Below are 21,541 nucleotides of genomic sequence, written 5' to 3' on the forward strand. Positions count from 1 at the left end.
GCCCACAATGAACCCTGACCGACAGCCCCAAAGCGGGTCAAACGCTTTCTTTTTTCGGAGACTCCCATGGCTGGTTACAGCGATCCCGGTTTTGACACTTTGGCCCTGCACGCAGGCGCAGCCCCCGACCCGACCACCGGAGCACGGGCCGTGCCCATCCACTTGACCACCTCCTTTGTTTTCGAGTCGTCAGACCAAGCGGCAGCGCTGTTCAACTTGGAGCGCCCCGGCCACGTTTACAGCCGCATCAGCAACCCCACCAACGCGGTGCTGGAGCAGCGCATTTCGGCTTTGGAGGGCGGCATCGGGGCCATCACCACTTCCAGCGGACAAGCGGCCTTGCACCTGGCCATTGCCACCCTCATGGGCGCGGGCTCACACATTGTGGCGTCGAGTGCTTTGTACGGCGGCTCACACAACTTGCTGCACTACACCCTGAGCCGCTTTGGCATCCGCACCACCTTTGTCAAACCCGGCGACTTGGACGAGTGGCGCGCCGCCGTGCAGCCCGACACCAAACTCTTTTTTGGCGAAACCGTGGGCAACCCCGGCATGGACGTGCTGGACATCGAAGCGGTAAGCGCCATTGCGCACGAGGCGGGCGTGCCGCTGCTGGTCGACTCCACCCTCACCTCGCCCTGGCTCATCAAGCCTTTTGACCACGGAGCTGATCTGATCTACCACTCGGCCACCAAATTTTTGGCCGGCCACGGCACGGTGGTGGGCGGCTTGGTGGTCGATGGCGGCAGTTTTGACTGGGACAAATCGGGCAAGTTTGCCGAGCTGAGCCAAGCCTATAAAGGCTTTCACAACATGGTGTTCAGCGAAGAAAGCACCGTGGGTGCCTTCTTGCTGCGGGCCCGGCGCGAGGGTCTGCGCGACTTTGGCGCCTGCATGAGCCCGCACACCGCCTGGCTGATTTTGCAAGGCATCGAAACCCTGCCGCTGCGCATGGCCCGCCACATGGAGAACACGGCCAAAGTGGTCGAGTTTTTGACCGCGCACCCGCTGGTCAGCCGCGTGGGCCACCCCTTGCTGGAGAGCCACCCCTCGCACGCTTTGGCGCAAAAACTGTTGCCACGCGGCGCAGGCTCGGTGTTCAGCTTCGACATCCGGGGCTCGCGCGCCCAAGGTCAAAAGTTCATCGAAACCCTCAAGGTCTTCAGCCACCTGGCCAATGTGGGCGACTGCCGCAGCCTGGTGATCCACCCGGCCAGCACCACGCATTTCCGCATGACGGACGAGGCCCTGGCCGCTGGCGGCATCGGCCCCGGCACCATCCGGCTGTCGATTGGTCTGGAAGACCCGGCTGACCTGATCGACGACCTGAAAAAAGCCCTCAAAGCGGCCGAGAAAGCAGGAGCCTGACCATGAAAATCTCCGTTCAAGGCCACGACCTCTATGCCTACACTGGCGGCAAGCCCTTCAACCCCGCGCAGCCCACCGCCGTGTTCATCCACGGCGTGCTCAACGACCACAGCGTCTGGATCTTGCAAACCCGCTACATGGCCCACCACGGCTGGAACGTGCTGGCCATTGACCTGCCCGGGCACTGCAAAAGCGAAGGCACCCCACCGCAAAGCGTGGAAGAAGCGGCCGACACCGTCATCGCGCTGCTCGATGCGCTGAAGATAGAAAAAGCCGCGCTGATCGGCCACAGTTTTGGCTCCCTCATCGCCCTAGAAGCTTCGGCACGCGACGCGCAAGCCCAACCCGGGCGCGTGAGCCACCTGGTGATGGTGGGCACGGCCTACCCGATGCGCGTGTCGCCCGCCCTGCTCGAGCTGTCGGTCAGCGCCCCCTTCAAAGCCATTGACATGGTCAACAGCTTCTCGCACTCCACGCTCGCCCCACCGCCATCGGCCTTGGGCCCCGGTACTTGGCTGTATGGCGGCAGCAAGGCGCTGATGCGCCGGGTGCTGGCCAGCAACACGCAGGTCAATGTGTTCCACACCGGCTTCAAGGCCTGCGACGATTACCGTGGCGCAGAAGCAGCCATGCCTCAAGTGGCCTGCCCCACCCTGTTTGTACTGGGCAACGCCGACCAGATGACACCACCCAAAGCGGCGCAAAGCCTGATCGACCAGTGCAAGGAGCCCAAAGTGGTGAAGCTGCCCGCCGGCCATTCGCTCATGACCGAAGCACCCGAGGGCGTGTTGCAGGCGCTCAAGGATTTTTTGAAACCATGAGCTGGACGGCCACTCGCACACAGGGGTGCGCTCCAACAAGATGAACACATTGACTGCCCACATCACCCCGCCCTTGTCGGCTGAGAGGGCCCGCGAGATGGCCCAAAGCCTTGACTTGCGGTCCTTGCCGCGCGACTTTCTGGACAACCCGTACCCGGTCTACGCCGCGCTGCGCGAGTCCGAGCCCTTCAAGCGCATGCCCGATGGCTCGTATTTCCTCACGCGCCACGCCGATCTGGTGGCGGTGTACCGCGACGCCAAGGTCTTCAGCTCTGACAAGCAAGTCGAGTTCGGTCCCAAATACAACCACGCGCCTTTCAACCAGCCGCCCTACGCCACAGCAAGCGGTGTCTCCCCGCTGTTCGAGCACCACACCAGCAGCCTGGTCTTCAACGACGCGCCTCTGCACACCCGGGTGCGCCGCCTGATCATGGGGGCGCTCACACGTCGCGCGATTGAAGCCATGGAGCCTGGCCTGGTGCTGCTGGTGGACAGCCTGCTGGACAAGATCGAGGCGAAGGGCGGCGGCGACCTGATTGAAGACTTTGCCTCGGCCATTCCGGTCGAGATCATCGGCAACCTGCTGGGCGTGCCGCACGCCGAGCGCGAACCACTGCGCGGCTGGTCGCTGGCCATTTTGGGGGCGCTGGAGCCCGCCCTGAGCCCTGAGCAGGAAGCGCTGGGCCACCGCAGCGTGAGCGAGTTTCTGGCCTATCTGCGCCAGTTGGTGGCGGATCGCCGATTGCATCCAGGCGACCCGGAGCACGACGTGCTGACCCGCTTGATCCAGGGTGAGGAAAATGGCGAAGCCCTCAGCGAAGTCGAGCTGCTGCAAAACTGCGTGTTCCTGCTCAACGCCGGGCACGAGACCACCACCAACCTGATTGGCAACGCGCTCATCAGCCTGCAGGAATGGCCCAAGCAGCGAGAACAACTCAAAGCCGACCTGAAACAAGCGGCCGGTGACGAAGAACGGGAACTGGTAATGGGCCTGGCCGTCGACGAATTTTTGCGCTTCGAATCGTCCAACCAACTGAGCAACCGCCGCGCGGTTCAGGCCACACAGGTCAACGGCGTCGACTTGCCCGCAGGCGCACTGGTCACGCTGTGCATTGGCGCAGCCAACCGCGACCCTGCGGTGTACGAGAACCCCGAACAGCTTGACCTGCGCCGCACCGGCAACAAGCACCTGGCTTTTGGCTTTGGGGTGCACCAGTGCGCGGGCCTGAGCCTGGCACGTTTGGAAGGCCGCGTGGCCATCGGGCGGTTTTTACAGCGCTTCCCCGATTACCAACTCACGCAAGCACCTGTGCGTGGTGGCCGGGCCCGGTTTCGCGGCTTTTTGCACGCGCCGTTTTCAATCCCATGACACCCCAGGAGACACACCATGAACCCCGCTGAAACACCTGCGCCCCGGCACGCCAGTTTTGCCGAGTTCTACCCCTTCTATTTGAGCGAGCACAGCGACCGCACTTGCCGCCGCATGCATTTTGTGGGCAGTACGCTGAGCCTGATGTGTCTGGCCATGTTGGCCGTGACCGGCAAACCGCAGTACTTTTTGTATGCCCTGCTGTGTGGTTACGGCTGCGCCTGGATCGGGCATTTTGTGTTCGAGAAAAACAAACCCGCCAGCTTCAAGCGCCCGCTCTACAGCTTCATGGGCGACTGGGTGATGTACCGCGACATGTGGCGCGGGCGAGTGAGTTTTTGAAGATTTGACCGCCTCGTCCTGATCGGGGGTCCATGCCTTCGTTGGTGATGGATACCCGGTCAAGCCGGGTAGGACGAAAGCGTCATGAAGGCATCAGGCGTTAGGTTTGGGCAACAGCTGTGCCACCTCAATCCGATCGAGCCCAGACTGCGACCAAACCGGATCTTCCTCACCGGTCCGCGACACCAAAAGCCGGTCGGCCAAGGGCCCTACACGCACTTGGGCAGGGTCAATCAACAAGACTTGCCGGGCTTGGACCAAGTCGTTTTGCTCGGTCAGGCGGCCCACCCAATCCAGGTTTTGCAAGACTTCCAGCACCTGCCGCAGTTCACGCGTCTCCACCCGCAGACGCACGGCCAGCTCATCGGTGCTCAAACCCCGCAGCTCTGACGCCTTGGCAGCGTTCAACTCGGCCAAGACCTCGAGCGCCAGTCTGAAGGACCAGCCCGCGCCCTCTGGTTTGCGCCAGGATTGACGGCCCAACTCGGGTAAGCTGGCGGCCAGCACCGCGCCCAGCAGCACCAGCAGCCAGGTCACGTAAATCCAGACCAACAAAATGGGCAGCGCAGCAAATGCGCCGTAAATCAGCGAATAGGTGGGCACCTGCAGCAGGTAAATGGCCATGCCTTTTTTGGCCAACTCCAAGGCCCCCGCCACCAAAAACCCCGCCGTGATGGCATGGCGCCAGCGCACGCGGGTGTAGGGCACATAAAAATACAAACCACTCACGCAGGCCGTGAGCAGCAAAAACTCAAAACTGTCGAGCAACCACCGGATGGAACCCGGCAAGGCATCCACCACATCCCGCGAGGCGGTGACCACATACGAGGTGATGGCCAGGCTGGCCCCCAAAAACAAAGGCCCCAAGGTGATGGCAGACCAATACAACAAGACCCGTTGCGCGAAAGGCCGCTGCCGCTGCAAGCCCCAAATCTGGCCCAAGGTGCGCTCGATCGTGACCATCAAAAACACGGCCGACATCAACACGGCCACCAAACCCACCGACCCCAGGCGGCTGGCTTTGCGCGAAAACTGCGTCAAATAGCTCAGCACCTGGCGGGCAATGCTCTCGGGCACCAGGCTCTCGATCAGCCAGCGCTGAATCGTGTCCTGGAACTTGCCAAACACCGGAAACGCCGCAAATACGGCCAGGCCCACCGCAAACAAGGGCACCAAAGCCAGCACGGTGGTGAAGGTGAGCGAGCTGGCGCTCACGCCCAGGCGGGCATCGCGAAAGCGTTCGGCCAGAACGCTGGCCATCTGACGCCATGGGAAAACCAACAGCTCTTGCCACCAAAGGGCGGCATGGGCTCTTAATGAGAGATTGGACAAAGAGGAAGGCATGCCCGGTATGATGCCACCGCAATGAACACCAACACAGAAAACAACCCCGCTGGCGTCGATTTCACCCGCTGGATGGCCGTGAGCAGCCTGCTCGGCCTCATTCTTCTGGGCTTGGCTTGGGAGCTTTGGCTGGCGCCCTTGCGCCCGGGCGGCTCCTGGTGGGCCATCAAGGTCTTGCCGCTGTGCATTCCGCTGGCGGGCCTGCTCAAAAACCGCATGTACACCTACCGCTGGGTCAGCATGCTGGTATGGCTTTACTTCATTGAAGGCGTGGTGCGTGCCTGGGGTGACGCCTGGCCTGCGAATGCTCTGGCGGGCATTCAAACCCTGCTGTGCATCACCTTGTTTGTGGCCTGCGCCTTGCATGTGCGCATCCGCTTCAAAGCGGCCAAGGCCACTGGTAACTTTGTACCCGTCCCCCGCGATTGAACAGGCTTGCCGCCAACATCCAGACTGCATTTTGGCCATTGAGACAACACCGCCATGACACCTCTTTTGCTCGACCAACTGCGCCACATTTGCGGCCCTGCCAATGTGCTCACCCACGATGCCCCTGCCACTGACTTGAGCCCTTGGGAACAAGACTGGCGCAAACGCGTGACCGGCCGGGCCTTGGCGGTGGTGCGTCCGGGCAACACAGCTGAAGTGGCCGCCGTGGTCAAAGCCTGCGCCGCAACGGGCACAGCCATCGTGCCGCAAGGCGGCAACACCGGCCTGGTGGTGGGCGGCGTGCCCGACAACTCCGGCACGCAAATCTTGCTGAGCCTGACGCGCATGAACGCCGTGCGGGCCGTCGACCCGGCCAACCTCACCATCACGGTGGAAGCCGGTTGCGTGCTGCAAAACCTGCAGGCCGCCGCAGAAAACGCAGGCTTTCTGTTCCCCCTGAGCCTGGGTGCCGAAGGCAGCTGCACCATTGGCGGGAATCTGGGCACCAACGCAGGCGGTACACAGGTGGTGCGCTATGGCAACACCCGCGAGCTGTGCCTGGGCCTGGAAGTCGTCACCGCGCAAGGCGACATCTGGCACGGCTTGAGCGGCCTGCGCAAAGACAACACGGGTTATGACCTGCGCAACCTGATGATCGGCAGCGAAGGCACGCTGGGCATCATCACCGCCGCCACCATGAAGCTTTATCCCCAACCCGCCGCACAGCTGACCGCCTGGGCCGCCGTGCCGAGCATGGAAGCAGCCGTGCAACTGCTGGGCCTGGCCCACCAGCGCCTGGGCCCGGGCCTGACGGGGTTTGAGGTCATGGGCCAGTTTGCGCTGAGCTTGGTGGACAAACACTACCCGCAACTGCGTGTGCCGCTGTGGCAGGACACCCCCTGGTGTGTGCTGCTGGAAAACTCCGACAGCGAAAACGAACAGCATGCTCGCAGCCAATTTGAAGGCCTGCTCGAAGCGGCCATGGACAGCGGCTGCGTGAGCGACGCCGTGGTGGCCGAAAACCTGAGCCAAGCCAAAGGCCTGTGGCACATCCGGGAGACCATCACTTTGGCCCAAGCGCAAGAGGGCCTCAACATCAAACACGACATCAGCATCCCGGTCTCGCGCATCCCGGACTTTGTGGCCGAGACCGACGCCCTGCTGGCCCGCGAAGTGCCCGGCGTGCGCATGGTCGACTTCGGGCACCTGGGCGACGGCAACCTGCACTACAACGTGCAGGCGCCCGAGGGCGTGGACGGCAAAGCCTTTCTGCGCGAGAACGAAGACAAGGTCAACACGCTGGTGTTTGACCAGGTCAAACGCTTTGACGGCTCCATCAGCGCCGAGCACGGCGTGGGCGAACTCAAAGCGGGCAAACTGCCGCTCTACAAAGACCCCACGGCGCTGGCCATGATGCGGGCCGTCAAGCAGGCGCTGGACCCGCAGAATTTGCTCAACCCGGGGCGCGTCCTGCCCCTGCCCTGAGGCTTGTTGAGCCGGCACGCTGACGTTTGAAATGTCTGATAAATGTCATCTCGCAGGTCGGCACTCGCGGAGTCCGACATGATGGGTTTTGGCACAGGCCCATGTCGGGGTCTTCGACCGCCGACCTACAACATCTTTGAGCATTGAAAACTTCACAGGGCCGGATCAATAAAGGCTGCCATCCGCTGCGCTTCATGGGCGCTGGCGTCACGGCTCAGGCCGTTATTTAGCCATCCACAAACACCCGTGCTTTGCGCGGTGTCAAAACCAGCGTCTCGCCTTCTTTGAAGTCTTGCTGGCGGTACTGCGATGCCGACAGCTGCGCCTCGATCACCGCGTCCTTGCCAAACATGCCCGCTTCCACGGGGTCGAGTTCCAGCCGTGCCACAGGCCCGACCACGATGGCGCGGCTGAGCTTGGCCACGATGCCGGTGTGGGCGGTGCCCGCTGTGTAACGCGTCACATCCAGGTCATGCGGGCGCACATAGGCAAAGGCCTTGGCGTCTTGCACTTGGCCGTGTTCCGGGCTTTCCAGGCGGATGGCATGTTGGTCGGCGCCAATCAGCATCTCGCCTTCGTGGGCGCGGCCATGGAACAGGTTCACATCCCCCAAAAAGCCATACACAAAGGGGCTGGTCGGGTGGTCCCACACCTGTTGGGGCGAACCAATTTGTTCGATGTTGCCCTTGTTCATCAACACCACGCGGTCGGCCACCTCCAGGGCTTCTTCCTGGTCATGCGTCACAAAGATGCTGGTCACATGCAGCTCGTCATGCAGGCGGCGCAACCAGCGGCGCAGCTCCTTGCGCACTTTCGCGTCCAGCGCGCCAAAGGGCTCGTCCAGCAGCAACACCTTGGGCTCGACGGCCAGCGCACGGGCCAGCGCAATGCGCTGGCGTTGACCGCCCGACAACTGCGAGGGGTAGCGGTCGGCCAGCCAATCGAGTTGCACCAAGCCCAAAAGTTCATGCACCTTGCGTTTGATTTCGCTTTCACTCGGACGTTCGCTGCGAGGCTTGACGCGCAGGCCAAAGGCCACGTTTTCGAACACCGTCATGTGGCGAAACAGCGCGTAGTGCTGGAACACAAAGCCCACCTGTCTCTCGCGCACATGCACGTGTGTGGTGTCTTCTCCGCTGAAGGCAATAGTGCCCTGGTCGGCGGTTTCCAAGCCCGCAATGATGCGCAGCAGCGTGGTTTTGCCGCAGCCCGATGGCCCCAGCAAGGCGACGAGTTCGCCCGACTCGATGTCAAGGCTGACGTTGTTCAGGGCCCTGAAGTCACCAAACTGTTTGTGGACGTTGCGGATTTCGATGCTCATGGTGTGCTTAAGCTGTGTTCTGTAAAGGATGGCTGTTGCTGTAGGGGCCCACCCTGTGGGCGATGCAGACCTTCATGGTCCACTCAAGATCGCCCACGGGGTGGGCTCCTACAAAGTCATGACAAGCTCTGTGAATGGGGACGTTCAGCTGGAATTTCGGCTGCGGCTTTCAATTCCTTCGCATGACGCCACTCGATGAAGGACTTGATGGCCAGGGTGACCAGCGCCAGCAAAGCCAGCAGCGAGGCCACGGCAAAAGCGGCCACCGACTGGTATTCGTTGTAGAGGATCTCCACATGCAAAGGCATGGTGTTGGTTTGCCCCCGGATGTGGCCCGACACCACCGACACCGCACCGAACTCGCCCATGGCGCGTGCGTTGCACAAAATGACGCCATACAGCAGGCCCCATTTGATGTTGGGCAAGGTGACCCGCCAAAAGGTTTGCCACCCCGTGGCACCCAAGACGATGGCCGCTTGCTCTTCTTCGCTGCCTTGCGCTTGCATGAGCGGAATCAACTCGCGCGCAATGAAGGGAAAGGTGACAAACACCGTGGCCAAGATGATGCCCGGTACCGCAAACACGATCTTGATGTCGTTGGCTTGCAGCCAAGGGCCGAACCAGCCATGGGCCCCAAACACCAGCACATAGACCAGGCCCGCCACCACGGGCGACACCGAAAACGGCAAGTCCACCAGCGTGGTCAACAGCGACTTGCCCTTGAACTCGTACTTGGCAATGGCCCAGGCCGCCGCCATGCCAAACACCAAATTGAGCGGCACAGCCACAGCCGCGACGATCAGCGTCAAGCGAATCGCCGACCAGGCATCAGGCTCTTTGAGCGCCTCCAGATAAGCATCGAGACCCTTGCGCAGGGCTTCGGTGAACACCGCTGCCAATGGCAAGACCAAAAACAAAAACATGAACAGCAGCGCCAGCCCAATCAGGCCGCGGCGTATCCAGCGGGCTTCGGTGGTGCCCGCCTGGACCTTGTTGGCGGTGAGGGTCTGACTCATGACGAAGTTCCCGAACGGCGGCGTTGCCAGGTTTGCAGGCCGTTGATGACCAACAGCAACATGAACGAGATGACCAGCATCACCAAGGCCACAGCGGTGGCACCTGCGTAGTCGTATTGCTCCAGCTTGCCAATGATGATGAGCGGCGTGATCTCGGAGACCATGGGCATGTTGCCCGCAATGAAAATGACCGAGCCGTACTCACCGATGGCCCGCGCAAAAGCCATGGCAAAGCCCGTCAAAAGTGCAGGCGCAATGCTCGGAAAAATCACCCTGCTGAATGTCTGCCAGCGTGTTGCGCCTAGGCAAGTGGCCGCTTCTTCGAGTTCTTTTTCGGTGTCTTCGAGCACCGGCTGCACCGTGCGCACCACAAAGGGCAAGCCAATGAAGATCAACGCGATCACCACCCCGTTGGGGTTGAAGGCCAGCTGAAGGCCCCAAGGCTCCAGGTACTGGCCAATCCAGCCATTGCCCGCCAGCAGCGCTGTGAGCGAAATGCCCGCCACCGCGGTGGGCAGCGCAAAGGGTAAGTCCACCAGCGCGTCCACAATCTTTTTGCCAAAAAAGTCATAACGCACCAGCACCCAGGCCACCAGCAAACCAAACACCACATTGACCAGCGCCGCAATCAGCGATGCGCCAAAGGTCAACCGGTAAGACGCCATCACGCGCGGACTCGTCACCGCGACCCAGAACTGCTCCCAGCTCAGGGTGAAGGTTTTGAAGACCAGTGCCGACAGTGGGATCAGCACGATCAAGCACAGGTAAAAGATGGTGAAGCCCAGGGTCAGGTTGAACCCGGGCAACACCCTGGCTGGCACCCGCCGCTTGGCAGGTGCCGCGATGGGCAATGCGGTCATGGCGAGAACTTATTTGACGGTGTAAATCTTGTCGAACTGACCGCCGTCGTTGAAGTGCACCCGCTGCGCTTCGGCAAAAGAGCCAAACACTTCGTCCACCGTGAACAGCTGCAAAGGCTTGAAGGTGTTGGCGTGCCTTCTGAGCACGGCCTGCGAACGTGGACGCAGCGCATGTTTGGCCGCGATTTCTTGGGCCTCTTCAGAGTACAGGTAATCCAGGTAGGCCTTGGCCACAGCACCCGTGCCTTTCTTGGCCACGGTGCGCTCCACCACCGCCACCGGGTTTTCGGCCACGATGCTGATGGACGGGTGAATCGCATCGACCTTGCCCGCGCCAAATTCGCGGTCCACCGAGACCACTTCGGACTCAAAGGTCACCAGCACATCCCCGATGTTGCGCTGCAAAAAGATGGTGGTGGCATCGCGCCCACCTTTGGCCAGCACCGGCACGTTTTTGTAGAGCTTGCCCACGAACTCGGCGGCTTGTGCATCGCTGGCGCCCTTCTTCTTGGCATAGCCCCATGCCGCCAAATAGGCCATGCGGCCGTTGCCACCGGTCTTGGGGTTGACCACGATCACCTGGATGCCGGGGCGGGTCAGGTCGTCCCAGTCCTTGATGTTTTTGGGGTTGCCGTTACGCGTGAGGAACAACATGGTCGATGTGGTGGGCGAGGCGTTATTCGGGAAACGCTTTTGCCAGTCCTTGGCCACCACGCCGGTGCCCGCCAGAAAGTCCACATCGGTGGTGGTGTTCATGGTCACCACATCGGCGTCCAGACCGTCGTTGACGGCTCGCGCTTGGGCGCTCGAGCCACCGTGGGCCTGGTCGATCTTGATGTCTTTGCCGGTGGTCTTTTTGTAGTTGGCAATAAAGACTGCGTTGTAGTCTTTGTAGAACTCGCGTGCTACGTCATAAGAGGCATTGAGCAAGGTTTGCGCACTGGCGGCAAGTCCAGAAAAAGCCAATGTGGCGGCCAAGGCAGTGTGTGTGAGTTTTTTCATGCGGATTCCAATTGAAATTCAGGGGCCGCGCTCCAAGAGAGCAGGTCGGTCAAAGATTGCAGCAGGGCCAAGCCCAGAGGCCATTCGCCAATGCCCACCTCGATGTGGATGTGGCCGGGGCCACCAGCAAAGGGCCCTGAATGCACTTGGCGGCTTGTGTTTGCAAATCCAACCGGGCATGTTGACGATGGTGGGTTGAGAAGACATGGCGAGATGTTTTTGAATGGATGTGATTGTCTGGACAGACTCATAAAACTCAAACTACCGTTTTATTGTTTACTTATATGTATAACCATATGAAAGACCATCCACTGCGGTGAGCGGAATCAGTTCTTGGTGTAGATCTGATCAAAGCTGCCGCCATCGGCAAAGTGCACTTTGCCCGCCTGCGACCAGCCGCCGAAAGCCTGATCGATGGTGACCAAATTCAGCTTGGGGAACTGCTTGGCGTATTTGGCTTGGGCCTTGGGCGAGATGGGGCGGTAGAAGTTCTTGCCCGCAATGTCCTGGCCTTGGTCCGAGTACAGGTATTCCAGATACGCCTGCGCCACAGCACGGGTGCCTTTCTTGTCCACGTTCTTGTCCACCACGGTCACCGCAGGCTCGGCCAGGATGGACAGCGAGGGATAGACCACGTCGAACTTGGCCGAGAACTCTTTTTCCAGCAGGTAGGCTTCGTTTTCCCAGGCGATCAGCACATCGCCCTGGGCGCGCTGGGCAAAGGTGATGGTCGAACCTCGGGCGCCGGTGTCCAGCACGGGCACGTTCTCGTAGAGCTTTTTCACAAACTCTTTGGCTTTGGCCTCGTTGCCGAATTTGCGCTTGGCGAACTCCCAGGCGGCCAGATAGTTCCAGCGGGCACCGCCCGAGGTCTTGGGGTTGGGCGTGATGACTTTGACACCGGGCTTGACCAGATCGTCCCAGTCACGGATAGCCTTGGGGTTGCCCTCGCGCACCACCAGCACGATGGTCGAGGCGTAGGGCGAACTGTTGTGCGGCAGGCGTTTTTGCCAGTCTTTGGGGATCAGCTTGCCGTTGTCGTGCAGGGCATCCGTGTCACCGGCCAGGGCCAAGGTGGCCACATCGGCGTCCAGGCCGTCGATGATGGAGCGGGCCTGCTTGCCCGAGCCACCGTGCGACTGCTTGAAGCTCACATCCTGACCGGTCTTGGCATTCCAGTGTTTGGCAAAGGCCTGGTTGAACTCGACGTACAACTCGCGCGTGGGGTCGTAAGACACGTTGAGAAGAGAAACGGCTTGAGCGTGCGCAGACACAGCAGCCAGGGTCAAGGCGGCAGAGGCGATCAGGTGAAAAAATGGGTGTTTGGTTTTCATGGCGCAGCTTTCAAAATGGCTTCGTCTTTTTGACGATGGGTGGATTCTGAAAGCCAGTCTTTAAAACTCAAACGACTAAATAGTCATTTCCAAATAAGGTAATCATCTATCATGGTCGGCAGCATGGGTCGCCCATGGCCTGCAAGTCTCTTGGCCCAATGCCGTAAACTGACGCCCCATGAGCACCGCAGCCCCCGCACACAATGCCCCCCGCCCCATACGCAGCCAATACGAAGACTTCATGCGCCTTGTCTACACGACAGGTGTGCAAAAAGGCGACCGCACCGGCACCGGCACACGCAGCGTGTTTGGCCACCAGATGCGTTTTGACCTGAACGAGGGCTTCCCTTTGGTGACCACCAAGAAGGTGTTTTTGCGGGCCATCATCGTGGAGTTGCTGTGGTTTTTGCGCGGCGACAGCAATGTGAAATGGCTGCAAGAACGCGGCTGTACCATCTGGGACGAATGGGCACGCGAAGACGGCTCGCTCGGCCCCGTTTATGGTGTGCAGTGGCGCAACTGGCCGACGCCGGGCGGCGGCCACATTGACCAGATACAGCAGGTCATGAACACCCTCAAAAACAACCCCGACAGCCGCCGCATCATCGTGAGCGCCTGGAACGTGGCCGAACTCGACCAGATGGCACTCATGCCTTGTCATGCGTTCTTCCAGTTTTATGTGGCGCCTCCGCAAAAGGCGGGCGACAAGCCCCAACTCAGCTGCCAGCTGTATCAGCGCAGCGCCGACATCTTTTTAGGCGTGCCCTTCAACATCGCCAGCTATGCGCTGCTGACCCACATGATCGCGCAGCAATGCGACATGGACGTGGGCGACTTCATCTGGACAGGGGGCGACTGCCACATTTACAGTAACCACCACGAGCAGGTCGAGTTGCAGCTGAGCCGTTCGCCCATGGCTTACCCCACGCTGCGCATCTTGCGCAAGCCGGCCTCGATCTTTGACTACGAATTCGAAGATTTCGAGGTCCTGGGCTACGAGTGCCATCCGGCCATCAAAGCGCCCGTGGCTGTTTGAACCCCAAAGAGACATGGATTGCCGCGCTTCGCTCGCCATGACGGTTATCGTGCCCGTCATGGCGAGAAGCGCAGCGGCGTGGCCATCCAGTGCATTGGATGGGACAGGTCAAGCGCAAGACGACATTTCATTAAGACACCCCACATGAAACTCCACCTCATTTACGCCCGCGCCCGCAATGGCGTGATCGGCAAGGACAATCAGATGCCCTGGCATCTGCCCGAAGACCTGGCGCACTTCAAGCGCGTCACGCTCGGCCAGCCCGTCATCATGGGGCGCAAGACATGGGACTCGCTGCCTGCACGCTTTCGACCCCTGCCCGGCCGCCTGAACATCGTCGTCACCCGCCAAAACGACTGGCAAGCCGAAGGTGCCTTGCGGGCCGGCTCGATCGAAGAGGCCATGCAACTGTGCGGCGATGTGTCCGACGCCTGGATCATGGGCGGCGCCGAGATCTACCGCCAAGCCGAGCCGCTCGCCAGCAGCGCCGTCGTCACCGAAATTGAACGCGATTACGAAGGCGACGCCTTCGCCCCCAATCTGGGCACGGACTGGCGCGAGGTGCAACGCAAAGCACACACCGCAGCCAACGGCATGGACTATGCCTTCGTCACCTACCTACACACACTCAAGCTATGAAAATTGCCACCTGGAATGTGAACTCGCTGTCGGTGCGCCTGCCCCAAGTGCTGGACTGGCTGGCCGCCAACCCCACCGATGTCCTGGCTTTGCAGGAACTCAAACTCACAGACGACAAGTTTCCCGCTGCGGCTTTTGCCGAAGCGGGTTACCAGGCGCAGTGGTTTGGTCAAAAAACCTACAACGGCGTGGCCCTGATTTCCCGGGCTGAAGGCGCGGATGTGGTGAAAAACATCCCCGGCTTTGAAGACGACATGTCGCGCGTGATCGCCGCCACCTATCCCGATGGCGCGGGCGGCATTTTGCGGGTGATTGGTGCGTATTTTCCGAACGGCCAGGCGCCCGACAGCGACAAATTTGTCTACAAGATGCGCTGGCTGGATGCACTGCGCGATTGGGTGGGCAGCGAGATGCAAAAACACCCGAACTTGGTGCTGCTGGGTGACTACAACATCACGTTTGACGAACGCGACATGTGGGACCCGGTCGGCCTGAAGGACACGATCCATTGCACCGATGCCGAGCGAGAAAAGCTTCAAGCCCTGATCGGGCTGGGCCTGACCGACAGTTTGCGCCTCTTCGACCAGCCTGAAAAAAGCTACAGCTGGTGGGATTACCGCGAATTCGCCTTCCGCCGCAACCGGGGCCTGCGGATTGACCACATCCTGATCTCTGAAGCCCTCAAGACCCGAGCCACAGCCTGCGTGATCGACCGGGCGCCACGCAAAAACGAACGGCCCAGCGACCACGCACCGGTGGTCTTGACGCTGGCCTGATCCGACGCTCCCCGTACGCTTCGAGTGCCGACCTGCAAGCGCGCCGCCGGAACGTTTTCAAGTCGGTGATCCCAAAAGACGAGTGCGTATCTGCTGTTGACCATTGATTCGGCCCTGTGAAGTTTTCAATACTCAAAGATGTTGTCGGCGGTCGAAGACCCCGACATGGGCCTGTGCCCAAACCCATCATGTCGGACTCTGCGAGTACCCACCTCATATAGATTCGGCCCGATGAAGTCCGAGCCGTGTGTTGCCCGTTGGGAGGATTTTGTGGGAGCTTGCCTTGCAAGCGAAAAGCCTGTGGTCCACAAGCGTCCGATCGCCAGCAGGGCTAGCTCCCACAAGGTGCAAGGTTGAAGTCACCCTGCAGGCTTCAAAGGGCCGGATCAATAACTGACATGTCTCACCCATCTCAAACTTCAGCGTGCCGGATCAATAAGCGGCGCTCAGGGTGGCGCGTGGTGCCAATAGCGGCGGGCTCGTTCGCGTTCGCACACCCATCGATCAGGCGTTTGGCTGCGCCAGGTGGCGGCGCCGCAATGCGCGCTGTTCAGCACGGGAATGTTCAGCTCCTCGTAGCGCGCCAAAACAGGGGCGGCTGGATGGCCAAAGCGGTTGCGGTAACCGGCTTGCACCAGTGCCAGCCGGGGTTGCAAGGCCTGCAAAAATGGCAAACTTGACGAGGTTTTGCTGCCGTGGTGCGGCACCAACAACACATCCACACGGGACAAACCCGCCTGCACGAGTTGCGCCTCTTGCGGCGCTTCGATGTCGCCTGCCAGCAAGGCAGACGCATGCTGGTCCGAGATGCGCAGCACACAACTCACGGCATTGGGCTTGAGCTGGGGTGCGCTCGGCCGATCCGCCACGACCGATCCAGCTTCTGGTGAATCCGAGGGCAACTCCGAAGCAGGATGCAGCACTTCAAAGCGCACGCCATCCCAGACCCATGACTGACCCGCCTGGCAACGTGTCCAGGGGCTGCGCTGGCGGTGCAAGGGGTGATCGTCTTCGAGCGAGGTCCACAAATCGGCCTGCGGTTGCATGGCCAACACGGCTGCGCCGCCGCCGGTGTGGTCGCTGTCGCGGTGGCTCAGCAGCAGGCGGTCCAGCCGTTCACCCATCTGCGCCAACAGCGGCACCAGCACGCGGTGGCCTGCGTCGCTTTCGGCTGAATAACGGGGGCCTGCGTCGTACAGCAAGCTGTGCCCGGCCGTGCGCACCAGCACGGCGTTGCCCTGCCCCACGTCGGCAGCCAGCAGCTCAAACGTGCCCGGGGGCGGCCGGGGATGCGACCAAAACAGCACTGGCCAGAGCAGCGGCAAGCTGAGCACCTTCATGGCCCGTGGTGCAGGCAAGACCCAACACACAACCCCCACCAGCGCCAGCAGCGCCAAGCCCACGGGCGGCATGGCGGTGTTCAGGCTGGCCAGCGGCCAGGACGCCAGCCAGGACAGCCAGGCGGCCAAGGGCTGCAAACACAAGGCTGCCCAAACCCAGGCCTCCGACCAAATCATCCCCAGCAGTGCCAAGGGCGTGACCACCAGGGTCACCCAGGGGATGGCCACCAAATTGGCCAAAAGCCCCACCAGTGACAACTGACCGAAGAACAACAAAGTCAAGGGTGCCAAGGCCAAGGTGACCACCGCTTGCTCACGCAACAAGCCCAGCACACGCCCCCCCAAAGGGCCGCTGATCCAGGTCTTGAACAGGCCCTCAACACCAGCACCCTTCAGGTGCAGCGATCCCAAGCCCATCCCCAAGCGCATCGCCTTGGCGCCGCGATTGGCTGCATCCGGGCGGTCAGGCATGAATGGGCTGCTCATGGCCTGACTCGCCTTGATCGGCCCCTGCCCCGAACTGGCCAGCAGCACACCCACTGCCACAAAGCTCAACCAAAACCCCGCCTGCAAAAAAGCCCAGGGATCAATCACCAACACCACGGCCCCGGCCAACAACCAAATCAGGGCCAACGGCCATTGCCGCGCCGACACCCGCAGCACAACCACCACGGTCAACATCCACAGCGTGCGTTGCGCAGGCACGCCCCAGCCACTGAAGACGGCATACAAAGCCGCCAAGGCCAAGCCGGACCAGGCCCCCACATGGGCGGCAGGCCAACGCAAGGCCCCCTGAAAACCCCACAAGGCCGACATGCGCCAACACCACCCCACCCCCAGCGTCGCCAACCAGGCGAACATGGTCACATGCAGGCCAGAAATGCTCATGAGGTGGGCCACGCCCGTGGCCCGAAAGACGTCCCAGTCACTGCGGTCAATGGCGGCCTGATCGCCGGTGACCAGGGCCGCGACGATGCCCGCCAAATTCGGTCCGGCGCCGGCACCGTCGCCCCAGGGCGCCAAGCGGGCCAGCAAGCGGTCTCGCACCGTTTGCCGCCACCACTCCACCGGATGCGCCCAGGTTTGGGCCAAGCGCTGGGGCAATGGGTCGCGCACGCCCGTGCGCACATAGCCCGTGGCCCCTACACCCTGCTCGAACAGCCACAGCTCGTAGTCAAAACCGCGAGGATTCATGTGGCCGTGCGGTGCCTTCAGGCGCACCCGCAGCCGCCAGCGCTCACCGGCTTGCACCGGCTCGGGCAAGGCCGTCAGGCGCCATCCACTGTCGCTGCCCTCCTGCCCATACCAGCCCAGATAGATCTGTTCAGGCACAGACACCGGCTTGCCCGCCCGCTTGGCACTTTCCACCTGAAAGCGAAATCGCCAGCCCAAGTCCTGCCTTTGCGGCATGGCCTTGACCACGCCCACCACATCCAGGTCCTGGCCTTCCAGCGCGCTGTCCATTTGCCCGACCTGAATGGACGCATGCAAACCGGTGACCGCAAACGAGAACAAGCCACAGGCCAGCACCAGGCCCCCCATGCGTGCAGCAGCCCACAGCGTGGTTCTGCGCCCATCCCTGGCCCCGCCCCACCGGGCAGCCAGGCCTGCCGCGCCCAGACAAGCAGCCGCCAAAGCCCACCAATAGGCCTGCGTTGGCCACAGCGCCACCTGCTGCAGTTGCAGTGCCAAGCCTGCGACCCCCGCCAGGAGGCCCAGCCATAAACGACGGGCCCAATTCATGGACTGCATGCCAGCGGCCCTGCTGGGGCGCTCGATCTTGGCGCTTGGTGCTTGGTCATCCTGTGCAGCCTCCCTGAATTGGCTGTGCTGGCGCCTGACTTCGGGCCTACCGCAAGCGGCGGCAGCTCCGGTGGGCGTGTGTTTTGTACCTTGTAAACGCCCAAGCGGCTCTTGTCATGCGTGCAGCCCCTGTTGCGCAGTCTGAAAAATGTCGCTACAGCTTGCCCATTCCAGCAGCTGTGTTGGGTGTATCCGGGTGTTTTTGTCGCTTGGGATTCGAAGGCACCAACTTTTCTTGACTGGCCAACATGGCGCGCGTGGACACGGCGGGTCGCAAGGTCAAATCACAGACTTTGCGAGTGCCGCTGTGCAAACACGCCGCCACTCTCTTCAGCGACAATCTGCACTTGTCTTTGGCTGCGCCTGTGGCCAATCATTTCGAAAACCTATCACCGAAGCCCTTGCCATGAGCGTTTACGACACCCTGAAATCCCTGAACATCGAACTGCCCCCTGTGGCTGTGCCCGCTGCGGCCTATGTGCCCTTTGTGCAGACCGGCAATCTGGTCTTCCTCTCGGGACACATCGCCAAAAAAGACGGCAAAGTCTGGGCAGGCCAGCTGGGCAAAAACATCAGCACCGCCGAAGGCCAGCAAGCGGCGCGAGCCGTGGCGATTGACCTGATGGGCACGCTGCACGCCGCCGTAGGCGACCTGAACAAGGTCAAGCGCATCGTCAAAGTGATGAGCCTGGTCAACTCCACCGGAGACTTCACCGAGCAGCACTTGGTCACCAACGGCTGCAGCGAGCTGCTGGGCCAGGTGTTTGGCCCCCAAGTCGGTGCGCATGCCCGCAGCGCCTTTGGCGTCGCGCAAATCCCCATGGGCGCTTGCGTCGAGATCGAACTCATCGCCGAAATCGCCTGATCCTCGGCCATGTCCATTGAACTGAGCAAAGAAGACCGCGCTCAGGCCATTGCCAGCATCGAGCGCTACTTTGAGGCCAATTTCGAGCAAAAGATCGGCAATATTTCAGCCGGTGCCTTGCTCGGCTTTGTTTTGGAAGAAATTGGCCCCAGCATCTACAACCGCGCTGTGAGCGATGCCAAAAAGCGCATGCTCATGCGCGTGGAAGATCTGGAATACGAAGTCCGTGCGGACGAATTCCAGTACTGGCAAAAATTCAACAAGCGCAAACCATGAACAAAACACTCATCGCCCTGACACTGCTGGGGGGCCTGTCGGGTTGCGGCCTGATTTCAACGCAAGGCGTGTACGAAGAAATCCGTGCCCAGGAAAGGGCCAAGGCTGTAGGCAGCGGCGCCGCCCCTGGGACCAAGCTGCCGTCATACGATCAATACCAAAAAGAGCGCTCTGTGCTCTCCCCCGAACCCCGTTGAACACCGAATGCAAACCGTTGAACTGAAACACGCTTACCGTCTGCTCAACCACGGCCCCACCGTGCTGGTGGGCAGCCAGCATGCAGGCCAAAGCAATGTGATGGCCGCCGCCTGGGCCATGCCGCTGGACTTTGACACACCCAAGATCGCGGTCGTCATTGACAAGGCCACACTCACCCGCGAGCTGATCGACGCATCGGGCGTGCTCAGCATCAACGTGCCCACCGTGGCCATGAAAGACCAGGTCATGGCCGCTGGCGGCATGAGCGGCAAGGACCACACCGACAAACTGGCCCGCTGCAAGATCAGCACCCAGGCCGCAGCGCACACCGGCGTGCCACTGGTGCAAGGCTGCATCGCGCAACTCGAATGCCGTGTGTTGCCCGCCACCGCCCATGTGGCCGGGCAGCACGATTTGATATTGGCCGAAGTGATCGCCGCCTGGGCTGACGAACGTGTCTTCACAGCAGGCCGCTGGCACTTTGAAAACGCCCCACCCGAATTGCGCAGCCTGCACCATGTGGCAGGCGGCCACTTTTATGCCATTGGCGAGCCGGTGAGTGCCCTGCCCGTGGCCAACGCCTGAAATTTCAACAACAACCGGAGACCTTCATGACCCTTTCCATGTCCCACGCCAGCCTGCCCGTGTGCACCCGCATGCTGAGCAACCTGAGCCACATCCTGGCCAAGGCCGAGCAGTTTGTCGAAGCCAAAAAAATCGACCCCACGGCGCTGACCGCCTACCGCCTGGCACCTGACATGCTCCCGTTTACCCGCCAGGTGTTGATCGCCTGCGATGCGGTGAAAAACGGCGTGGCCCGTCTGTCTGGTGTGGAAGCGCCCAAGTTCGACGACACCGAAACCACCCTGGCCCAGTTGCAAGAACGCATCCAGAAAACCCTGGCCTTCATCGCCACCGTGCCCGCCGCTGCGCTGGACGGCACCGAAGCCAAGGACATCACCTTTCCCGCAGGCCCGGGCAAGACACGCACACTGACAGGTCGGGACTACCTCATGGGCTGGATGCTGCCCAATATGTATTTCCACATCACCACGGCCTACACCATCCTGCGCCACAACGGAGTGGAAGTAGGCAAGGTCGATTATTTGATGGGCGCGCAGGCCTGAGCACACCAAGCCCACAGGCTTGGGACCCTTTCGTTTCTTCAATCCATTTCCGCATGACCACCGCTACCGAATTCTCCCCAGGCCTCGCCATCCAAGGCTTCACCGCACCCCTTTCCTTGTCCCAGTTCAAACTCATTGCGTTTGACATGGACTCCACGCTCATCAGCATCGAGTGCATCGACGAGATCGCCGATGCCGTGGGCCGCAAGGCCGAGGTGGCGGCCATCACCGAGGCGGCCATGCGTGGCGAGATCACCGACTTCAAAGACAGTTTGCGCCGCCGTTTGGCCCTGCTCAAAGGCGTCACGCTGGCAGACATGGAGCGTGTCTACACCGAGCGCCTGAAGATCAACCCCGGCGCGCCTGAGCTGATCGCCGCTTGCCAGAAGGCGGGCATGAAGGTGCTGCTGGTCTCGGGCGGCTTCACCTTCTTTGCCGACCGCGTAAAAGAACGGCTGAACATCGACTTCGCCCGCTCCAACCGGCTTGAGATCGTCCATGGCGAACTCACGGGCGGCCTGGTCATGCAAAGCTGGGGCGACATCTGCGACGGCGCAGAAAAACACCGCACCTTGCTCGAAGTGGCTTCGCTGCTGGGCATTGAGGCCCACGAATGCATCGCCATGGGTGACGGCGCCAACGACCTGCCCATGATGGGCGCAGCCGGTTTGTCGGTGGCCTACCACGCCAAACCCAAGGTGCGCGAACAGGCCATGGTCGCCATCCACGAAGGCGGGCTGGACCGCCTGCTGGAAGTCGTCAAGCCCTGATCACCCCCCAAATCAGTCAT

Annotated in this window: 23 protein-coding genes; 15 read left to right on the plus strand and 8 right to left on the minus strand. The window is 61.3% G+C overall.

Annotation, left to right across the window (positions count from 1 at the left end; genetic code table 11):
- The first annotated feature begins 66 nt into the window (after positions 1-66).
- Genes AMM33_RS05655 through AMM33_RS05670 form a run of 4 tightly spaced genes read left to right on the plus strand, consistent with a single transcriptional unit; the run spans position 67 to position 3,900 of the window.
- Entirely contained in the window at positions 67-1,368 is a 1,302-nt protein-coding gene (locus AMM33_RS05655; RefSeq protein WP_090139400.1) for an O-acetylhomoserine aminocarboxypropyltransferase, read from the plus strand.
- 2 nt (positions 1,369-1,370) lie between these two features.
- A complete protein-coding gene (locus tag AMM33_RS05660; protein ID WP_090139401.1) occupies positions 1,371-2,189 on the plus strand; it encodes an alpha/beta fold hydrolase in 819 nt (272 codons plus the stop codon).
- 40 nt (positions 2,190-2,229) lie between these two features.
- On the plus strand, positions 2,230-3,558 hold the full coding sequence (locus AMM33_RS05665; protein WP_090139575.1) for a cytochrome P450: 1,329 nt from the start codon (positions 2,230-2,232) through the stop codon (positions 3,556-3,558).
- An 18-nt stretch (positions 3,559-3,576) separates the two neighbouring features.
- A complete protein-coding gene (locus tag AMM33_RS05670; protein ID WP_090139402.1) occupies positions 3,577-3,900 on the plus strand; it encodes an Mpo1-like protein in 324 nt (107 codons plus the stop codon).
- Positions 3,901-3,993: 93 nt separating this feature from the next.
- Here the strand turns inward: AMM33_RS05670 and AMM33_RS05675 are convergent, their stop codons facing one another.
- On the minus strand, positions 3,994-5,244 hold the full coding sequence (locus AMM33_RS05675) for a YihY family inner membrane protein (protein WP_090139403.1): 1,251 nt from the start codon (positions 5,242-5,244) through the stop codon (positions 3,994-3,996).
- 21 nt (positions 5,245-5,265) lie between these two features.
- Here AMM33_RS05675 and AMM33_RS05680 point away from each other — a divergent pair, with 21 nt between their 5' ends.
- Positions 5,266-5,673, plus strand: a complete 408-nt coding sequence (locus AMM33_RS05680; protein ID WP_090139404.1) for a DUF2069 domain-containing protein — start codon at positions 5,266-5,268, stop codon at positions 5,671-5,673.
- 54 nt (positions 5,674-5,727) lie between these two features.
- Entirely contained in the window at positions 5,728-7,158 is a 1,431-nt protein-coding gene (locus AMM33_RS05685; RefSeq protein ID WP_090139405.1) for an FAD-binding oxidoreductase, read from the plus strand.
- Between the two features lie 226 nt (positions 7,159-7,384).
- Here the strand turns inward: AMM33_RS05685 and AMM33_RS05690 are convergent, their stop codons facing one another.
- The 6 genes from AMM33_RS05690 to AMM33_RS05715 form a co-directional block, all read right to left on the minus strand.
- Entirely contained in the window at positions 7,385-8,479 is a 1,095-nt protein-coding gene (locus AMM33_RS05690) for a sulfate/molybdate ABC transporter ATP-binding protein (protein WP_090139406.1), read from the minus strand.
- A 116-nt stretch (positions 8,480-8,595) separates the two neighbouring features.
- Positions 8,596-9,495, minus strand: coding sequence for a sulfate ABC transporter permease subunit CysW (cysW, locus tag AMM33_RS05695; RefSeq protein ID WP_090139407.1), 900 nt, complete (start codon positions 9,493-9,495; stop codon positions 8,596-8,598).
- Positions 9,492-10,355 (minus strand): sulfate ABC transporter permease subunit CysT, encoded by an 864-nt coding sequence (cysT, locus tag AMM33_RS05700; RefSeq protein ID WP_090139408.1) that lies wholly within the window; start codon positions 10,353-10,355, stop codon positions 9,492-9,494. The genes cysW and cysT overlap by 4 nt, the downstream gene beginning before the upstream one ends.
- Before the next feature lie 9 nt (positions 10,356-10,364).
- Positions 10,365-11,357 (minus strand): sulfate ABC transporter substrate-binding protein, encoded by a 993-nt coding sequence (locus AMM33_RS05705; protein ID WP_090139409.1) that lies wholly within the window; start codon positions 11,355-11,357, stop codon positions 10,365-10,367.
- Entirely contained in the window at positions 11,354-11,503 is a 150-nt protein-coding gene (locus tag AMM33_RS05710) for a hypothetical protein (RefSeq protein ID WP_228767972.1), read from the minus strand. The genes AMM33_RS05705 and AMM33_RS05710 overlap by 4 nt, the downstream gene beginning before the upstream one ends.
- A 180-nt stretch (positions 11,504-11,683) precedes the next feature.
- Positions 11,684-12,691, minus strand: coding sequence for a sulfate ABC transporter substrate-binding protein (locus tag AMM33_RS05715; RefSeq protein WP_090139410.1), 1,008 nt, complete (start codon positions 12,689-12,691; stop codon positions 11,684-11,686).
- A gap of 178 nt (positions 12,692-12,869) precedes the next feature.
- Here AMM33_RS05715 and AMM33_RS05720 point away from each other — a divergent pair, with 178 nt between their 5' ends.
- The 3 genes from AMM33_RS05720 to xth all read left to right on the plus strand — a co-directional run bounded on the left by AMM33_RS05720 (position 12,870) and on the right by xth (position 15,142).
- Entirely contained in the window at positions 12,870-13,727 is an 858-nt protein-coding gene (locus AMM33_RS05720) for a thymidylate synthase (RefSeq protein ID WP_090139411.1), read from the plus strand.
- 144 nt (positions 13,728-13,871) lie between these two features.
- Positions 13,872-14,366 carry a dihydrofolate reductase gene (locus AMM33_RS05725; protein WP_090139412.1) on the plus strand — a complete coding sequence of 165 codons (495 nt, stop codon included), beginning with the start codon at positions 13,872-13,874 and terminating at the stop codon, positions 14,364-14,366.
- Positions 14,363-15,142: an exodeoxyribonuclease III gene (xth, locus tag AMM33_RS05730; protein WP_090139413.1), complete on the plus strand. Its 780-nt coding sequence runs from the start codon at positions 14,363-14,365 to the stop codon at positions 15,140-15,142. Before AMM33_RS05725 ends, xth begins: the two co-directional genes overlap by 4 nt.
- A gap of 446 nt (positions 15,143-15,588) precedes the next feature.
- Here the strand turns inward: xth and AMM33_RS05735 are convergent, their stop codons facing one another.
- Positions 15,589-18,234, minus strand: a complete 2,646-nt coding sequence (locus AMM33_RS05735) for a DNA internalization-related competence protein ComEC/Rec2 (RefSeq protein WP_090139414.1) — start codon at positions 18,232-18,234, stop codon at positions 15,589-15,591.
- Between the two features lie 457 nt (positions 18,235-18,691).
- On the opposite strand from AMM33_RS05735, the gene AMM33_RS05740 reads away from it, so the two are divergent.
- The 6 genes from AMM33_RS05740 to serB are packed head-to-tail and all read left to right on the plus strand — an operon-like array spanning position 18,692 to position 21,521.
- Positions 18,692-19,150, plus strand: a complete 459-nt coding sequence (locus tag AMM33_RS05740) for a RidA family protein (RefSeq protein ID WP_090139415.1) — start codon at positions 18,692-18,694, stop codon at positions 19,148-19,150.
- Positions 19,151-19,159: 9 nt separating this feature from the next.
- On the plus strand, positions 19,160-19,426 hold the full coding sequence (locus AMM33_RS05745; RefSeq protein WP_090139416.1) for a DUF2164 domain-containing protein: 267 nt from the start codon (positions 19,160-19,162) through the stop codon (positions 19,424-19,426).
- Positions 19,423-19,623 (plus strand): hypothetical protein, encoded by a 201-nt coding sequence (locus AMM33_RS05750; RefSeq protein ID WP_090139417.1) that lies wholly within the window; start codon positions 19,423-19,425, stop codon positions 19,621-19,623. The genes AMM33_RS05745 and AMM33_RS05750 overlap by 4 nt, the downstream gene beginning before the upstream one ends.
- Positions 19,624-19,630: 7 nt before the next feature.
- On the plus strand, positions 19,631-20,209 hold the full coding sequence (locus tag AMM33_RS05755; RefSeq protein WP_090139418.1) for a flavin reductase family protein: 579 nt from the start codon (positions 19,631-19,633) through the stop codon (positions 20,207-20,209).
- Positions 20,210-20,235: 26 nt separating this feature from the next.
- Complete coding sequence (locus AMM33_RS05760; protein WP_090139419.1) at positions 20,236-20,751, plus strand: DUF1993 domain-containing protein; 516 nt, start codon at positions 20,236-20,238, stop codon at positions 20,749-20,751.
- Between the two features lie 53 nt (positions 20,752-20,804).
- On the plus strand, positions 20,805-21,521 hold the full coding sequence (gene serB / locus AMM33_RS05765; RefSeq protein WP_090139420.1) for a phosphoserine phosphatase SerB: 717 nt from the start codon (positions 20,805-20,807) through the stop codon (positions 21,519-21,521).
- The last annotated feature ends 20 nt before the right edge of the window (positions 21,522-21,541 follow it).

The sequence above is a fragment of the Limnohabitans sp. DM1 genome (assembly GCF_001269385.1).
Lineage (GTDB): Bacteria > Pseudomonadota > Gammaproteobacteria > Burkholderiales > Burkholderiaceae_C > Limnohabitans_A.